The 17,122-nt window shown below is 66.8% G+C and carries 10 protein-coding genes; 8 read left to right on the top strand and 2 right to left on the bottom strand.

Going from position 1 to position 17,122, the window contains the following annotated elements:
• The first annotated feature begins 296 nt into the window (after positions 1-296).
• A complete protein-coding gene (locus J7528_RS17695; RefSeq protein ID WP_291877040.1) occupies positions 297-974 on the top strand; it encodes an FCD domain-containing protein in 678 nt (225 codons plus the stop codon).
• On the opposite strand, the gene J7528_RS17690 is transcribed toward J7528_RS17695, so the two are convergent.
• Entirely contained in the window at positions 971-1,525 is a 555-nt protein-coding gene (locus tag J7528_RS17690) for a gluconokinase (protein ID WP_291877038.1), read from the bottom strand. The two genes, J7528_RS17695 and J7528_RS17690, sit on opposite strands and share 4 nt — an antisense overlap.
• 136 nt (positions 1,526-1,661) lie before the next feature.
• Here J7528_RS17690 and J7528_RS17685 point away from each other — a divergent pair, with 136 nt between their 5' ends.
• The 4 genes from J7528_RS17685 to J7528_RS17670 all read left to right on the top strand — a co-directional run bounded on the left by J7528_RS17685 (position 1,662) and on the right by J7528_RS17670 (position 12,013).
• Positions 1,662-4,673, top strand: a complete 3,012-nt coding sequence (locus J7528_RS17685) for a glycosyl hydrolase family 28-related protein (protein ID WP_291877035.1) — start codon at positions 1,662-1,664, stop codon at positions 4,671-4,673.
• Positions 4,674-4,695: 22 nt separating this feature from the next.
• Positions 4,696-7,737 (top strand): glycosyl hydrolase family 28-related protein, encoded by a 3,042-nt coding sequence (locus tag J7528_RS17680; protein WP_291877033.1) that lies wholly within the window; start codon positions 4,696-4,698, stop codon positions 7,735-7,737.
• 125 nt (positions 7,738-7,862) lie between these two features.
• Positions 7,863-10,835: a TonB-dependent receptor gene (locus J7528_RS17675; RefSeq protein ID WP_291877030.1), complete on the top strand. Its 2,973-nt coding sequence runs from the start codon at positions 7,863-7,865 to the stop codon at positions 10,833-10,835.
• 125 nt (positions 10,836-10,960) lie between these two features.
• Complete coding sequence (locus J7528_RS17670; RefSeq protein ID WP_291877027.1) at positions 10,961-12,013, top strand: LacI family DNA-binding transcriptional regulator; 1,053 nt, start codon at positions 10,961-10,963, stop codon at positions 12,011-12,013.
• Here J7528_RS17670 and J7528_RS17665 read toward each other — a convergent pair.
• A complete protein-coding gene (locus J7528_RS17665) occupies positions 12,010-12,648 on the bottom strand; it encodes an XRE family transcriptional regulator (protein ID WP_291877025.1) in 639 nt (212 codons plus the stop codon). The two genes, J7528_RS17670 and J7528_RS17665, sit on opposite strands and share 4 nt — an antisense overlap.
• A 136-nt stretch (positions 12,649-12,784) precedes the next feature.
• Here J7528_RS17665 and J7528_RS17660 point away from each other — a divergent pair, with 136 nt between their 5' ends.
• Genes J7528_RS17660 through J7528_RS17650 form a run of 3 tightly spaced genes read left to right on the top strand, consistent with a single transcriptional unit; the run spans position 12,785 to position 17,093 of the window.
• Positions 12,785-14,806 carry a serine hydrolase domain-containing protein gene (locus J7528_RS17660; RefSeq protein WP_291877023.1) on the top strand — a complete coding sequence of 674 codons (2,022 nt, stop codon included), beginning with the start codon at positions 12,785-12,787 and terminating at the stop codon, positions 14,804-14,806.
• Complete coding sequence (locus tag J7528_RS17655) at positions 14,806-15,819, top strand: dipeptide epimerase (protein ID WP_291877022.1); 1,014 nt, start codon at positions 14,806-14,808, stop codon at positions 15,817-15,819. The genes J7528_RS17660 and J7528_RS17655 overlap by 1 nt, the downstream gene beginning before the upstream one ends.
• Positions 15,816-17,093, top strand: coding sequence for a peptide MFS transporter (locus J7528_RS17650; RefSeq protein ID WP_291877020.1), 1,278 nt, complete (start codon positions 15,816-15,818; stop codon positions 17,091-17,093). The genes J7528_RS17655 and J7528_RS17650 overlap by 4 nt, the downstream gene beginning before the upstream one ends.
• Positions 17,094-17,122 lie beyond the last annotated feature (29 nt).

Here is a 17,122-nt window from a genome sequence, read left to right as displayed (position 1 = left end):
GCTCATCGCTGAACCCCTCTGCCTCATCCCTGCAAGCCGCCCTAGAGGCGCGCAACCCCGTCTTCTTTGTTCGACGACTCTGCGCCGAGCGATCCGGGTTATGTGACTCACGTTAGCGCTATCTGTTGGACAAGTTCAAGTGATTTTGGCGATGTGAGCGTGAACATCGCGAAATGAACCGGAACGATATAAAACCTGTCATACAGGTTTTTGGTGTTAGGGTTGTAGGGCGGAGGTGATTTTGCCATGCGCCGCGAATGGCCCGATGCTGCGCCGTGAAGTTGGAGACTTAAGGGATGAGCGAGGGCCGTCTGGCTGACCGGGCCTATACGGGCATCGTCGAGATGATCAACGGTGACGGGTTGGAAGTCGGCGATCGCCTGCCGTCGGAGGCCCGCCTGGCAGAGATCTTCGGCATGTCGCGCACCATCGTGCGCGAGGCCCTGGTCCGTCTGGCCGCCGACAGCATCACCGAAGCCCGCCGCGGCGCGGGCTCGTATGTGAAGAACCGGCCGTCCGACAAGCTGGGCGCCTATATGCCGTTGTCGGAGCTGCCGTCGACCATGGGCAGTTACGAGGTGCGATTCGTGCTGGAGGCTGAGGCGGCGCGCCTGGCGGCCGTGCGGCGCTCGGCCGAGGAGATGGACGCGATCGAGACGGCGCTCTCGAACCTGCGCGCGGCGCTGCTGTCCAGCGCGCCGGCCCATGCCGAGGACATGGAGTTGCATCGTCAGATCGTGCTGGCCACCGCCAATCCGGCCTTCCTGGTCGCCTTCGAGGCGCTGGAGGCCGATGTCGACAAGATCATGCGAGCCGGCGTCGACATCTCACGCTCGCGGCCGCCCGAGGCGATCGCGGAGATGATGCGCGAGCACGAGATGATCGTGGAGGCGATCCGAGCTCAGGATGGCGACCAGGCGGCTTTGGCTATGCGCTGGCACCTCTCGCGAGGTCGCAAGCGGCTGATGCCCTAGGCGCGAACTGACAGGGTGGGTTCTGTCAGCCAGGTCTGGGTGATCTCGCACAGCCGCTCGGGCGGCTCGGCGGCGTCGAGGGTGAAGACGCCTTCGTCAGCGCTAGGCCGCTCCAAGGTCGCCAGTTGGCTGTCCAACAGGCTGGCAGGCATGTAGTGGCCCGGCCGCTGGGTCAGGCGGCGAAGCAGCTCGTCGTAGCCGGCGTCCAGCAGCACGAAGCGGACCTGAACCGGGATGGCCGCCCGCAGGCGCTCGCGATAGCGGCGGCGTAGGGCGGAGCAAGCCGCCACGACCGGTCCGCCGGAAGTCAGGGCCTCGCCCATCGCCGCGCCGATCCGGTCCAGCCATGGCCAGCGGTCGTCATCGTCCAGCGGCAGGCCGGCGCGCATCTTGGCGACCGCGTTGGCGTCGTGGAACGCGTCGCCTTCCAGGAAGGGGCAATCCAGCTTCCGGGCCAGCAGGGCGCCCAAGGTCGACTTGCCACTGCCGCTCACGCCCATGGCGATGATGGCGAGGCCGGCAGGTCGTAGGGGGCTGGATGGCGGCGGCAAACGTCGTCCCTGGTCCGGTGGGGTGGGACTTCGCTTCTACCGACGCCCTCGCGGTGCGTAACTACGACCATGGTCGAGGATGGTCGGGCAGGGATGGGGCCTTATCACTTACCGAAAGTAGATTTTGGGGAGTGGCATGAGAGCGCTTGTGTTGTCGTTGTTGCTGGCGGCCTCGAGCCCCGTTCTCGCGGCCGCCGCCGCTTCCAATTCGGCTTGGCCGACCGCGCCGGACGATCCCCGAGCGATCATGGTCAAGGCCGTCGGCGACGGCAAGGCCGACGACACCGACGCCATCCAGAAGGCCATCGACGCCGCGCGCGACAGCACCGGCCATGGCCTCGTCTTCCTGCCCTCGGGCCGCTATCGCCTGAGCCGGACCATCCTGATCCCGCCCGGCGTGCGCGTCTTCGGCGTGGGCAAGACCCGGCCGGTCCTCTTGTTGGGGGCGAACACGCCCGGCTTCCAGGAAGGTGTGGGCACGATGGTCTCGTTTACGGGCGGCGACCAGTACCAGGTCGGCGACATTCCCGTACCGGTGCCCAGCGTCCGACCGACGACCGCCAAGGTGCGCGACGCCAATTCCGGCACCTTCTATTCGTCGATGGCCAATATCGACATCGAGATCGGCGACGGCAATCCGGCCGCCGCGGGCGTGCGCTTCCGCATGGCCCAACACGCCTTCCTCAAGCACATGAACTTCCGCCTGGGCTCGGCTTTCGCCGGCGTCTACCAGGCCGGCAACATCATGGAGGACGTCCACTTCCAGGGCGGCCGCTATGGCATTGTCACCGAGAAGACCTCGCCGGCCTGGCAGTTCACCCTGGTGGACTCCACCTTCGACGGCCAGCGCGACGCGGCGATCCGCGAGCACGAGGTCGACCTGACCCTGGTCAATGTGGCGATCAAGAACACGCCGGTCGGGATCGAGATCGACAAGGGCTACAGCGACAGCCTGTGGGGCAAGAACGTCCGCTTTGAGAACGTTTCCAAGGCCGGCGTCGTGATTTCGGCCGAGGACAACGTCTTCACCCAGGTCGGCTTCGACAACGCCGTAGCATCCAACACGCCGGTGTTCGCCCGCTTCCGCGACAGCGGCAAGACGGTGGACGGCAAGGGCAAGGCTTATCGGGTCGGCTCGTTCACCTACGGCCTGACCCTGCCGGCCATGGGCCAGATGGGCGAGTACAAGACCCTTTCGGACATCACGCCGCTGAAGGCCTTGCCGGCTGCCAACGCGCCGACATTGCGCTCGCTGCCGCCGATGAGCGAGTGGGTCAACGTCAAGACGCTGGGCGTGAAGGGCGACAGCTCGACCGACGATACGGCCGCCCTGCAGAAGGCGATCGACAGTCACAAGATTCTGTACCTGCCTATCGGCTTCTACATGGTCAGCGACACCCTGAAGCTGAAGCCCGACACCGTGCTGATCGGCCTGCATCCGGCCCTGACCCAGCTGGTCATTCCGGACGGCAATTCCAATCACGTCGGCGTCGGACCCGTGCGGCCGATCCTGGAAACGCCCAAGGGCGGCGACAACATCGTCTCGGGCATCGGGCTCTTCACCGGCCGCATCAACCCGCGCGCCTCGGCGCTGCTATGGCGGTCGGGCGAGAAGTCGCTGGTCACCGACGTGAAGATCATGGGCGGCGGCGGCACGCCAACCGCCGACGGCAAGCCGCTGGGCGCGGCCCAGGCCCGCAGCGGCGACCCCGTGGCCGACGGTCGCTGGGACGCCCAGTATCCTAGCATCTGGGTGACGGATGGCGGCGGCGGGACCTTCGCCAATGTCTGGAGCCCCAACACCTTCGCCTCGGCCGGCTTCTACATCAGCGACACCAAGACGCCGGGCCACATCTACGAGGTCTCGGTCGAGCACCACGTACGCAATGAGTTCGTGCTCGACAATGTCGAGAACTGGGAATTCCTGGCGCCCCAGACCGAGCAGGAGGTTGGAGACGGCCCTGACGCCGTGTCGCTGGAGATCCGCAACTCCAAGAACATCCTGTTCGCCAACTATCACGGCTATCGGGTCACGCGCTCGTATCACCCGGCCGAGACGGCGGTGAAGCTCTACAACTCGTCGGACATCCGCTTCCGCAACGTCCACATCAATGCCGAGAGCGGCGTGGCCCTGTGCGATAAGATCGGCTGCGGCACCTATCTGAGGGCCAGCAAGTACCCGTTCGAGAACGCCATCCAGGACAAGACCTCCAAGCTGGAGGTGCGCGAGCGCGAGTTCGCGGTGCTGGATATCAAGGGAGACCAGCCCGCGCCGGCCCCGGCCGATCCCCGGGTCAAGAAGCTGGAGACCGGTTTCTGGTCGATTTCGGGCGCGACGACCGGCGCGGATGGGGCGCTGTACTTCGTCGAGAAGCGTTTCCAGCGGATCTACCGCTGGACGGCGGCCAAGGGCCTGGAGATCGTCCGCGACAGCTCGCTGGATCCGACCAACCTGGCGATGGACGCCTCGGGCAAGCTGCTGGTGGTATCGTCGCTAGGTCCGCAGGGCGCGGTCTATTCGATCGACCCGAATGGTCCCCACGATGCGATGACGATGATCGCGCCCACGGCCGTCACTGCGCGCGGCAAGGGCAAGACGCTTCTGCCGGTCAACTGGTGGAACAACGGCGAGTTCAAGGACCAGTACGATCCGGCCAAGGGCGAGTTCACCACCCTGGCGCAGATGTTCGCCCGCGACGTGGGTGCGCCCAAGGCCCAGGAATACGTCTCGCCCGACGGCAGCGTGTCGCTGCCGGCCTTCCGGGTGTGGCAGCAAGGTCCGCCGGACCATGTCGGCTGGCGCTGGGCCGACAGCCTGCAGGCCAACGGCCTGATCGGCGGCGCGGTCGGCGAGCGGCTGTTCTTCACCAACGGCTCGGAGAACAAGACCTATAGCGGCCAGGTCGGTCCCGGCGGGACGCTGACGGACCTCAAGGTCTTCGCCAATCGCGGCGGCGAGAGCGTCGCGGTCGACGGGCAGGGCCGGGTGTTCGTCGCCAATGGCCAGATCTTCCAGTACGCCGCTGACGGCAGCCTGACCGGCCGCATCGACGTGCCCGAGCGTCCGCTGCAACTGATCTTCGGCGGCGAGGGCGGGAAAACACTGTTCGTCCTGACTCACCGTTCGCTCTACGCTGTCACGCCATAACAGTCGGGTTGGGGAGTCGAGTATGAAGCGTTGGCTGGTCGCCGCGAGCGTGGCGTCTATCGCGTTGGCCTGTGCGGCGGGAACGCCAGCCTGGGCTTCGATCTCGGCCTTCGCGACAGCGCCCGACGATCCCGCCGCCATCATGGCGAAGGCCAAGGGCGACGGCCGCGCCGACGACACCGCTGCCCTCCAGGCTGCGCTGGACGCGGCGGCGGCCAAGCCGGGCGGTGGTCTCGTCTTTCTGCCGTCGGGCCGTTACCGGATCAGCAAGACCCTGTTCCTGTGGCCCGGCGTGCGGCTGTTCGGTGTCGGGACGACGCGGCCCGAGATTGTGTTGGGTAACGCGACGCCAGGCTTCCAGAAGGGCCTGGCCAACATGCTGATCTTCGCTGGGGCCAAGCCCGATCCGGCGCGGGCCTTCAAGCCGGCCTTCCCGCCGCCCGGCAGCGTGCCTTTCAACAAGGATATCGCCGACGCCAATCCTGGCACCTTCTATAGCGCCATCAGCAATGTCGATTTCACGATCGGCAATGGCAATCCGGCCGCCACGGCGATCCGCTTCCACGCCGCCCAGCACGCGGTGCTCAGTCACATGACGTTCGACATCGGCTCGGGCCTGGCGGGTCTGTACCACGTCGCCAACGAGGCCGAGGACCTGCACTTCAAGGGCGGCCGCTACGGCATACTGGCCGAGAAGCCGTCGGCGGCCTGGGGCTTCGTGCTGCTGGACTCGACCTTCGAGGGCCAGCGCGACGCAGCGATCCGCGAGCACGAGGCCGGCCTGACCCTGGTCAATGTGGCCATGAAGGATACGCCGGTCGGCATCGAGATCGACCGCGGCTATGGCGATTGGTTGTGGGGCAGGGACGTCCGGTTCGAGAACGTCTCCAAGGCCGGCGTCGTCATCTCCAACGAGCGGAACGTCTACACCCAGGTAGGCTTCGAGAACGCCTCAGCGATCAACACGCCGGTGTTCGCGCGCTTCCGCGACAGCGGCAAGACGACGGCAGGCAAGGGCAAGGCCTATCGCGTCGCCGCCTTCAACCACGGCCTGACCGTGCCGGGCCTGGGCCAGACGGGCGACTACAAGACTACGTTCGAGGCCGAGGCTGTCTCCGGGCCCAAGCCCGCCAAGCCCGCGATCCGGGCGCTGCCGCCGACCTCGGAATGGACGAACGTCCGCACGCTCGGCGCCAAGGGCGACAACACGACCGACGACACCGCCGCGATCCAGAAGGCGATCGATAGTCATCGCGTGGTCTATTTCCCGACCGGCTTCTATCGTGTCACCGACACCTTGAAGCTCAAGCCCGACACGGTACTGATCGGCCTGCACCCCAGCCTGACCCAGATCGTGCTGCCCCACGCCACGCCGGCCTTCCAGGGCGTCGGCGCGCCAAAGGCCTTGGTGCAGTCGGCGGATGGCGGCGACAACATCGTCTTTGGCCTTGGCCTCTATACCGACGGCGCCAATCCGCGCGCCACGGCGCTGCTGTGGACGGCCGGCGCTAACTCGATGGTCAACGACGTCAAGTTCCAGGGCGGCCACGGCACCAACCTTTACGACGGTACGCGGTTCAGCCCGTACAACAACAACGCCACGGCCGACGCCGACGCCACCAAGCGCTGGGGCGGGCAGTATCCCAGCCTGTGGGTGACCAATGATGGGGGCGGGACGTTTTCCAACATCTGGAGCCCCAGCACCTACGCCTATTCGGGCATCTACGTCTCCGACACCCAGACGCCCGGCCATGTCTACCAGGCCTCGGTCGAGCATCACCTGCGCAGCGAGATCAGCCTGAACCGCGTCGCCAACTGGGAGTTCCTGGCCCCGCAGACCGAGGAAGAGGCGGGCGAGGGCGAGGACACCGTCTCGCTGGAGATCCGCGACTCCAGCAACATCCTGCTGGCCAACTACCACGGCTATCGCGTCACTCGGACCCGCCGTCCGGCGCCGGCGGCGGTGCGGATCTACAATTCGCACGACATCCGGTTCCGCAACGTGGCCGTCAACGGCGAGAGTGGTTTCGGGACCTGTGACGACAATGGCTGCGGCACCTTCACCCGCCTGACCAAGTATCCGTACGAGAACGCCATCCAGGACATCACAAGCGGTCTTGAGGTGCGCGAGCGCCAGTTCGCGGTGCTGGACATCGGCGGGCCGCCCAAGCCGGTCGCGCCGTCAATCTTCCCGGCCGGTGCGACCGTCGAGAAGCTGGGCGACGGCTTCTATTCGCTGGGCGGCGGAGCCGTGGATGCGGCCGGAACGCTGTACTTCATCGATCGTCGCCACCAGCGGATCTACAGCTGGTCGGAAGATCGCAAGCTGTCGATCGTGCGCGACAACACCCTGGACCCCGTCAACCTGGCCGTCGACGCCTCGGGTAACCTGCTGGTGCTGTCGTCGGAAGGGCGCAATGCTTCGGTCTACAGCTTCAAGCCCGGCAGCCCGGACACCGAGGTGACGGTGATCGCCCCGACGCCGGCGGGTGAAGGCGCGAAGGCGGCGACGGTGTTGCCGGTCAACTGGTGGAACAACGGCGAGTTCAAGGACCAGCTGAACCTCGACACCTACGAGTTTACAACCCTGGCAGAGCTGTTCGCCCGCGACATGGCGCTGCCCAAGGCCAAGGAATATGTCTCGCCCGACGGCAGCCTGGTGTTGCCAGCCTATCGGACGTTCTCCAATGGTCCGCCGGACTATCGCGGGCTGCGGTTCTCCGACTCGCTGGACACCTATGGCTTCACCACCGCCAAGCCCGGTCAGCGGGTGTTCGTCGCCAACAGTTCGGAAAACAAGACCTACAGCGGTGTTGTCGGACAAAAGGGCGCGATCACCGACCTGAAGGTCTTCGCCGAGCGGGGCGGAGAGAGCGTCGCCGTCGACGCCGCGGGCAGGGTCTATGTCGCCAACGGCCAGGTGTTCGTCTACGCGCCGGACGGGCGTGAGCTGGGACGCCTGGATATTCCCGAAAGGCCCCTGCAATTGCTGTTCGGCGGTACGGGTATGCGTACCTTGTATGTGCTGACTCATCACGCGCTCTACGCGGTGCGAACCAAGTAGTCCCACAATAGGAGAGCGGTCCCCAAAAGGCCTACGACCATGGTCGTATAGTTAGCGGTCCCATCGTCTGACAAATTCCCAGCAGGCCATGAGATGGCCCAATGAAAAACTGGGAGGGATGCAGGATGAGTGCTGTTAACGGCACGCGAGGGGGACCGTCCTTTATGAGCGCTCTGCTCGCGACGAGCGCTTTCGCGACGATCATCGCAGGTGGCGCGGCCTATGCGCAGGAGGCCCCGGCCTCGGACAACAGCACCGTGACCGAGATCGTCGTCACGGGCTCGCGGATCAAATCCGAGGGCTTCACCGCGCCGACGCCGACCCAGGTGCTGGGTCAGCAGGAGCTGGAGCGCGCGGCCCAGCCGAACATCTTCACCGCTATCACCCAGCTGCCGTCGCTGCAGGGCTCCAGCGGCGCCACCACCGGCACCTTCAGCACCTCGAGCGGCCAGCAGGGTCTCTCCTCGTTCTCGCTGCGCGGCCTGGGCACCATCCGCACCCTGACCCTGCTGGACGGCCAGCGGGTCGTGCCGGCCAACGTCACCGGCGTCCCCGACATCAGCCTGTTCCCGCAGCTGCTGGTCGAGCGAGTCGACGTGGTGACGGGCGGCGCTTCGGCGTCCTACGGCTCGGATGCCGTGGGCGGCGTGGTCAACTTCGTCACCAACAAGAAGTTCGAGGGCTTCAAGGCCAATGTCCTGGGCGGGGTCACGACGTACGGTGACAACCACCAGTGGCTGGCCCAGGTCGCTGCCGGCAAGAACTTCATGGACAACCGCCTGCACGTGCAGGTCAGCGGCGAATACGACTGGCAGGAAGGCGTCCCGGCGGGCGGCTTCGGGGAGGACGCGCCGGGCAGTCGCGACTGGTATACGACCGCCACCCTGGTCAACCGCGGCGTGACCAACGACGGCGCGCCGCAGTATCTCTACCGCGAACACGCCCAAGCCTATCAGTACACCAAGTACGGCCTGATCAGTAACGGCCCGCTGCAAGGCACGGCCTTCGACGTCAACGGCAATCCGTTCACGTTCCAGTACGGTGGTGGCGGCGTGCCTGCCAAAAACGCCGCCGGCAACGTCAGCGGCTGTTACTCGAACGGCGGCTTCTGCGTCGGTGGCGACCTGTCCGGCAACGTCGGTATCGGCACCTCGCTGCAGTCCCGCATCAAGCGGATGAACAGCTACGGCCGCATCGGCTACGACCTGGACGACAACAACGAGATCTATGCGACCCTGAACGTCGCGCGTGTGGAAAGCAGCAACCAGCCCAACCCGGGCGCTGCCAGCACCAATTTGACGATGTCGTGCTCGAACCCGTTCCTGCCGGCCTCGATCGTGGCCGCCTGCGCGGCCAACAACATCACGACCTTCAACTTCGGCACCAGCAACGCCCTGCTGCCGCGCAACATCTCGGTCCATCCGACGCGTACGCAATATCGTGCCGTGGTCGGCGCCGACGGCAAGTTCAACGCCCTGGGCAAGGAATGGCGCTACGACGCCTATTACACCCACGGCCAGAACACGACGAACATCCACGTCAACGACATCCTGCTGATGCCGCGTTATCGCGCGGCTATCCAGGCGGCGACGGTGAATGGTCAGATCGTCTGCGCCGACCCGGTCGCCCGCGCCAATGGCTGCGTGCCGATCAACATCTTCGGCGGCAAGACGCCCAGCGAAGCGGCCCTGGCCTACATCACGCCCAAGAACGGCCCGTACCAGCACTCGGTGCAGAAGCAGGACGTCGCCAGCATCAACTTCAGCGGCGAGCCCTTCTCGTCGTGGGCCGGTCCCGTGTCGCTGGCGTTCGGCGGCGAGTGGCGCAAGGAGCAGTACCACGTCCAAGGCGACCCCTACGGCGACGGCAACACCGACTCGCCCAACACCGCCGACTATCCCAACGATCCGGTCCTTGTCGCCTCGGGCGCCAACTGGTTCGCGGGCAACTACCACTCCGGCCGCGGCTCGTATTCGGTGAAGGAAGCCTATGCCGAAGTGAACATCCCGCTGGTCAACTCGGACGCGGCGGGCCGGGCCAACCTGAACATGGCTGGCCGCTGGACCGACTACAGCACCTCGGGCACCGTCTACACCTGGAAGGTCGGCGCGACCTGGGACACGCCGATCGACGGCGTCCGCCTGCGGGCCGTCACCTCGCGTGACGTCCGCGCGCCCAACCTGTCTGAACTGTTCGCCGCGCCGGTGACGACCACGCTGCCGAACTTCACCATCCCCTCGAACGGCACGCCGCCCGCCGGCCAGCCCTCGGGCGGCGCGGTGACGGCGTTCCAGAACGTGGTGGGCAACCCGAACCTGAAGCCGGAAATCGCCAAGAACGTGACCATCGGCGCGGTGCTATCGAACCCGCAATGGCTGCCAGGCTTCAGCGTTTCGGTCGACTGGTACAACATCGTCCTCAACGGCGGGATCTCCAGCCTGGGCGCTCAGCAGATCGTCAACTTCTGCTATGCGGGCATGACCCAGTTCTGCGGCGCCTTCAATCTCAACACGCCGAACGCCTTCATCAACTCGCAGACGTTCAATCTGGCTTCGATCAAGACCAGCGGGTTCGATATCGAGAGCAGCTATCGGTTCGAGCTGCCCAGCGTGCCGGGCCGCTTCACGGTCCGGGGCCTGGCGACGAACACGCACAAGTTCGTCACCAACCCGGGCATCCCCGGCGCGGTCGCCGTCGACTCGGCTGGCCAGAACTCCGGCGCCACGCCGGACTGGAAGTTCCTGGCCATCCAGTCCTGGGACAATGACCGGTTCGCCTTCAGCGTCCAGGAGCGCTGGTTCAGTGACGGCCGGTTCGGTGGGACCACCACGGACTATATCGAGTGCCAGTCAAGCTGCCCGGTCTCGACCGGCAGCAACCCGACCATCGACTATAACCGGATGAAGGGCGCGACCTATGTCGACATCAGCGCGTCCTACAAGTTCGGCAATGGCCTGCAGCTCTACGGCAAGATCGACAACCTGCTGGACCGCGATCCGACGCCGTCGCCGCAGACCAACACGGGTCTGGACGCCAACCCGGCGCTCTATGACCTGCTGGGCCGGTTCTACCACCTAGGCCTGCGGTACAGCTTCTAAGTCCCAGGCCGCCCGCCCACCACCTCCCCCTGGGCGGCCTCGCCCGGGCCCGAGCGGTCTCCCCGCAGTGGCCCGGGCGTCTTTCTTTGCGCTATGGCTCGATCATGCGCGGGAGACTCACCGATATGACAGCGCCAGCGACCCGAAAGCCCCGCCTCTCGCGCGGCGCCACCATGGCCGACGTCGCCGACCGGGCGGGTGTCTCGCGCATGACCGTATCGCGGGTCATCAACGAAGGCGCCAAGGTGCGTGAAGAGACGCGGGCGGCGGTCCTGGCCGCGATCCGCGACCTGAATTTCGAACCCAACCTGGCGGCCCGTAATCTGGTCATGTCGGGCGAACTGCGGATCGGGGTGGTGTATTCCAACCCCAGTTCGGCCTTCATGAGCGACTTCCTGGTCGGGGTCTTCGAGGAGGCCACCAGCGCCGGGGCGCGCCTGATCCTGGTGCGCGGCGAGAACGGTCAGCCGCCGTCGCTGGAGGAGCTGCAGCGGCTGGTCGGAGCCGGCGTCCACGGTGTGGTCCTGGCGCCGCCGCTGGGCGAGTCCGCGCTTGCGCGCGACATCCTCCGGGCCGCCCACGTGCCGGTCGCCGTGGTCGCGGCGGGCAAGCCTCCCAACGACGCCATCAACGTCCGTATCGACGATCGCCAGGCCAGCCAGGCCATGACGCAGCACTTGCTGGGCCTGGGCCACCGGCGGATCGGCTTCATTGCCGGCAATCCCGACCAGACCGCCAGCGCCGTTCGCCTGGAAGGCGCGCGGGCGGCGATCGCCGCCGTCGAGGGGGCCGAGCTGTTCGTGGCGTCGGGCGCCTTTTCCTATGACTCGGGTCTGCGTGCTGCCGAGACGCTTCTGGACGCCCAGCGGCCGCCGACCGCGATCTTCGCCAGCAACGACGACATGGCCGCCGCCGCCGTCTCGGTCGCGCACCGCCGGCGCCTGGACGTGCCGCGCGACCTGACCGTTGTCGGGTTCGATGACACCACGGTCGCCACGACGCTGTGGCCGCCGCTCACGACGATCCGCCAGCCTGTGCGGCAGATGGCGGCCATCGCCCTGGACCGCCTGATCCGCGCCCTGCGGTCCAATGACGAGGCGGACGAGATCTTCGCCGACCACGTGTTGGACCATGCCCTGGTCCAACGGGACTCGACGGCCCCGCCGCGCCTGGTCTAGCGGCGCGCCGCCTTCTGGTCCTCGTGGATGTCCAGCAGGGCGTTCATCAACTCGGCGTCCTCGCTGGACATCACGCCCAACACCTCGGCCTCGTCGCAGCCTTCAGCCGCCAGATAGGCATGGCCCATGCTGGAGTCGATGTAGATCGACTGGCCTTCCTCCAGCACCACCGGATCGTAGAACTCGGTCGTGACGACGATCCGGCCTTTCAGCACGAAGATGTATTCCTCGCCGGCGTGGCTGACCAGGTCGCCGAACTGCTCGGCGCTCTTGGCGCGGATCTTGGTGATCACCGGAATCATCCGTTTCCCGCGCAGCTCGGTGTGCAGGTAGTAGTAGTCGTAGTTCGGGGTCTCGACGCGCACGGCGCGGTCGACATCGCCCAGACTGCGCCGCGCGGTCACCGCCTGGGGCGGGCTCGTATCCTCTTCCGCGAATAGCTCGGACATCCGCATGCCCAGTCGCTGCGAAAGCTGCTGGAGCTTGTCGTAGGTCAGGGTCAGGCGGTCGTGCTCGACCTTGGACAGGGTCGAGACGGGGATGCCGCTCTTCTCGCTCATCTGCTTGAGCGTCCAGCCCTCACGATCTCTCAGTCCACGCAGCAGGGTTCCAAGCGTGTGGGCATTGGCAGGCACGCGCCACGACTCCTCGAGGCAGTTGACGAATTTTCCAATCAGGATAGCAATTGTCCTGATCAGGATTGTTGTCTCCCAATCTATCGGCTGAGCCGAGCGGGAGCAATCCTGCCAAAGGTCGAGGGAGGGCGAGGGAATGCGTTCGATCAGAAGAGTGGCGGTCACGGTGGCCGCGGTACTGGCGGGGCTGGGGTCCGTCCAGGCGCAGACGCGGCAGGAAACGGCGACGCCGCCGGTCGCCAAGGTCGCACCGCCGCCGGCCGCCGCGCCAGTGATTCCGTCGGCCAGCGCCACGCTGACCAAGGCCGATGTCGATCTCTGGCTGGACGGCTACATGCCCTACGCCCTGCGCGTCGGCGACATTCCCGGCGCCGTGGTCACGGTGGTCAAGGACGGCCAGATCCTGACGACGCGCGGCTTCGGCTATGCCGATCGTGACAAGCACACCCCGGTCGATCCCTACAGGACCCTGTTCCGTCCGGGCTCGATCTCGAAGCTGTTCACCTGGACGGCCGTGATGCAGCAGGTCGAGGCCGGCAAGATCGACCTGGACGCCGACATCAACCAGTACCTGGATTTCAAGATCCCGGCCTACAAGGGCAAGCCCGTCACCACGCGTCAGCTGATGACCCACACGGCCGGCTTCGAGGAAGTGGTCAAGGAGCTGATCTTCTACGGCAAGCCCGAGCCTGAGCTGGGCGCCTATCTGAAGAACCACGTGCCCAAGCGCATCTTCGAGGCGGGCGTGACGCCGGCCTACTCGAACTACGGCACGGCCCTGGCCGGCTATCTGGTCGAGCGTGTGTCGGGCGAGAAGTTCAACGACTATATCGACCGTCACGTCACGGGTCCGCTGAACATGCGGAACACCACGCTGCGACAGCCGCTGCCCGCCAACTTGGCCGGCACGGACGCCATCGGCTACTCCAAGCCCGGCAAGCCTTCGAAGGGCTTCGAGATCGTCGGACCGGCCCCGGCCGGCTCGGCCTCGTCGACCGGCGCGGACATGGGCCGCTTCATGATCGCCCACCTCCAGGGCGGCGAGCTGGACGGCCAGCGCATCCTGTCGGCGGAAACGGCCCATACGATGCACTACAGCCCGCTCGACAAGGTGAACCCCAAGTCGCTGATCGGGCCGCTGGATCGCATGGAGCTGGGCTTCTTCCAGACCTCGATCAACGGCCGCTATGTGATCGGCCACCTGGGCGACACCGAGGGCTTCCACTCCTCGCTCCACCTCTACATGAATGAGAATGTCGGCCTGTATCTGTCGGTGAACAGCGGCGGTCGCCAGGGCGCGGCGGGCACGTTGCGTACGGCCATCTTCCGTGACTTCTCGGATCGTTATCTGCCCTATGCCGGCGCGCCGGACGGCAAGGTTGACGCCAAGACCTCCGCCGAGCACGCCAAGGCCTTGGCCGGTCCCTGGCAGGTCAGCCGCCGCGCCGACGGCAGCTTCCTGTCGCTGTTCTACATGATGGGCCAGGCCAAGGTCGCGGTCGGTCCCAAGGGCGAGCTGATCGTTCCCAGCATCCTGGGCGCCAATGGTCGTCCGAAGGAGTGGGTCGAGATCGCGCCCTACGTCTGGCGTGAAGTCGGCGGTCACGACCGCCTGGCCGCCCAGGTTGTCGACGGCAAGCCTGTCCGCTGGAGCTGGGACTTCGGCTCGCCGTTCATGGTCTTCGATCGCATCCCGGCCGGCCAGAACGGCGCGTGGCTGCTGCCGGCGCTGTTCGCCAGCATCGGCGTCCTGGCCCTGACCTTCCTGTACTGGCCGATCGTGGCCCTGATCCGTCGTCGCTACAAGACCAAGGCCGACATCTCCGGCAAGGCGTTGACGGCCTCGCGGGCCGCGCGCGGCGGCGCGGGCCTGCTGCTGGCCCTGATCGTGGGCTGGGGCGTGGGCGTGACAGCGATGACGTCCAGCGCGGCCGCCATGGCCGGCGGCATGGACGGCATCATGCTGCTGCTCCAGGGGCTGGGCTGGGTGGTGCTGCCGCTGGCTCTGGCAACCGCCGGCTGGAACGCCTGGCTGACCTGGACCGACGGCCGCGGCTGGGCGCGCAAGCTGTGGAGCGTGCTGCTGGTCCTGGCGACCCTGCTGCTGTTCTACGTCGCCCTGACCTTCCACCTGCTGGCCATGTCGGTGCACTACTGATGGGCCGGCTGACCCTGGACATCGCCAGCGAGGCCCTGCGGCTGGCTCAGCCGTTCCGGATCGCCGGCCACGTGTTCGACACGTCCGACATCATCGTTGTCACCCTGTCGGCCGGAAACGCGAAAGGCCGAGGCGAAGCGTCCGGGGTCTTCTTCCTGAAGGAGACCGTGGACAGCATGCGGGCCCAGCTGGAAGCGGTCCGCGAGGCCATCGAGGCCTGGCCGACCCGTGAGGCGCTGCGGTTCATCCTGCCGCCGGGCGGGGCCCGCAACGCCGTCGACTGCGCCCTGTGGGAGCTGGAGGCGGCGCTCACCGGGCAGCCGGTGTGGAAGCTGGCGGGGCTTGACGCCCCCCAGCCGCTGCGCACCACCTTCACACTAGGTGCGGACACGCCCGAGGCGATGGCCAGGGGCGCGATGGGCTACGGCCAGGCACGCTCGATCAAGATCAAGCTGACCGGCGACCTGGCCCTCGACCAGGACCGGGTGCGGGCCATCCGCGCCGCGCGCCCGGACGCCTGGCTGGGCGTCGACGGCAACCAGGGCTTCGTCCGCGCCGACCTGGACGGCCTGATCGAGACCCTGGTCGAGCAGCGCGTATCGCTGCTGGAGCAGCCCCTGGCGCGTGGCCATGAGCATGAGCTGGAGGGCTTCGACAGCCCGATCCCGATCGCGGCCGACGAGAGCTGCGTGTCGCTGCCCGACGTGGCGGCGGCGGTGGGGCGTTTCCAGGTCATCAACATCAAGCTCGACAAGTGCGGCGGCCTGACCGAGGGCCTGCTGATGGCGGCCAAGGCGCGGCGACTGGGTCTGGGAGTCATGGTCGGCACCATGGTCGGCACCAGTCTGGCCACCGGGCCGGGCTTCGTGCTGGGCCAGATCTGCGACCTCGTCGACCTGGACGGTCCGACCTTCCTGGCCAAGGACCGGCCGCCCGGCGCGGTCTACAAGGACGGCACGGTCTGGGCGGGCGAGGGCGTATGGGGCGCGCCGGCCTCGGCGGCGGCCGCATGACCGACAAGGCTCTCGAGCCGTCGCCGTGGTTTGGTCAGCCGCGCGGCCTGACCGTCCTGTTCCTGACGAACATGTGGGAGCAGTTCTCCTACTTCGGCATGCGCGCGCTGTTGGTCTATTACATGACCAAGCAGCTGCTGATCGCCCAGGGGACAGCTTCCCTGATCTATGGGACCTACACGGCCTGCGCCTATTTCACGCCGATCGTCGGCGGGGTGATCGCCGACCGGCTGCTGGGCAAGCGGCGGGCGATCATCATCGGCGCCAGCGTCATGGCCGCCGGCCATTTCATGATGGGCTTCGAGAACCTGCTGTACGTCGCCCTGGCCACGATCGCCCTGGGCAACGGCCTGTTCCTGCCAACCCTGCCCAGCCAGATCAACGACCTCTATGCCGAGGGCGATCCCCGGCGGGGCTGGGCCTACAACGTCTATTATCTGGGCATCAATATCGGCGGCTTCCTGGCCCCGCTGCTGTGCGGGACGCTGGGCGAGGTGTTCGGCTGGCACGTTGGCTTCGCGGTGGCGGGCCTCGGGATGCTCGCGGGCCTGCTGATCTATCTGTGGGGGCAACGTTACTTGCCGGCCGAGCAGGGCAGGGTGACCGCCACGCCAACGGCTCCGCGAGGCCGTATGGGCCTGCCAACCGTGCTGGTCCTGGCGGGCGTGGCGTTGTCGGTCACCGTCTTCCGCGGCGCTTACGAGCAGGCCGGCAACACGGTGGCTCTATGGGCCGATGCGGGCGTGAACCGGGCGTTGGGGTCCTGGACCGTGCCGATGACCTGGTTCCAGTCGCTGAACCCGCTGCTGGTGATGGCCATGACGCCGATGCTGCTGGCGGGCTGGAAGAAGCGGGCCGACCACGGTCGCGATACGTCGCCGGCCCAGCGCATGGCCACCGGGGCTTTGATTGTGGCCGGGGCCTACCTGCTGCTGTGCGCCGTCGACGCCTTCAGCGGCGGCAAGGCGCACTGGCTGTGGCTGGTGGTCTTCTTCGGGATCTACACCTTCGGCGAGCTCTTCATCCTGCCCACGGGCCTGGGTCTGTTCGCGCGCCTGGCCCCGCCGGGATTCGGCGCGACCACGGTGGCGGCCTGGTACCTGACCATCTTCGCCGGCAGCCTCAGCGCCGGTCTGGTCGGGACGCTGTGGAGCAAGATGTCCCACACGACCTATTTCGCGCTGCTGGCAGGCCTGGCCGTCACGGCCGCGATCCTCCTGCGTCTGATCGATCCATGGGCGCGTCGCGTCGAGGCCGGCGAACCGTCCGCCTAGCCGCGTAATTGCCGTTGACAATTCTCTGA

Origin of the sequence: Caulobacter sp., assembly GCF_017744445.1 — a bacterium.
Taxonomy (GTDB): Bacteria; Pseudomonadota; Alphaproteobacteria; order Caulobacterales; family Caulobacteraceae; genus Caulobacter.
The sequence above is the reverse complement of the archived record's forward strand: the minus strand, read 5'-3'. Positions and strand labels throughout refer to the sequence as shown.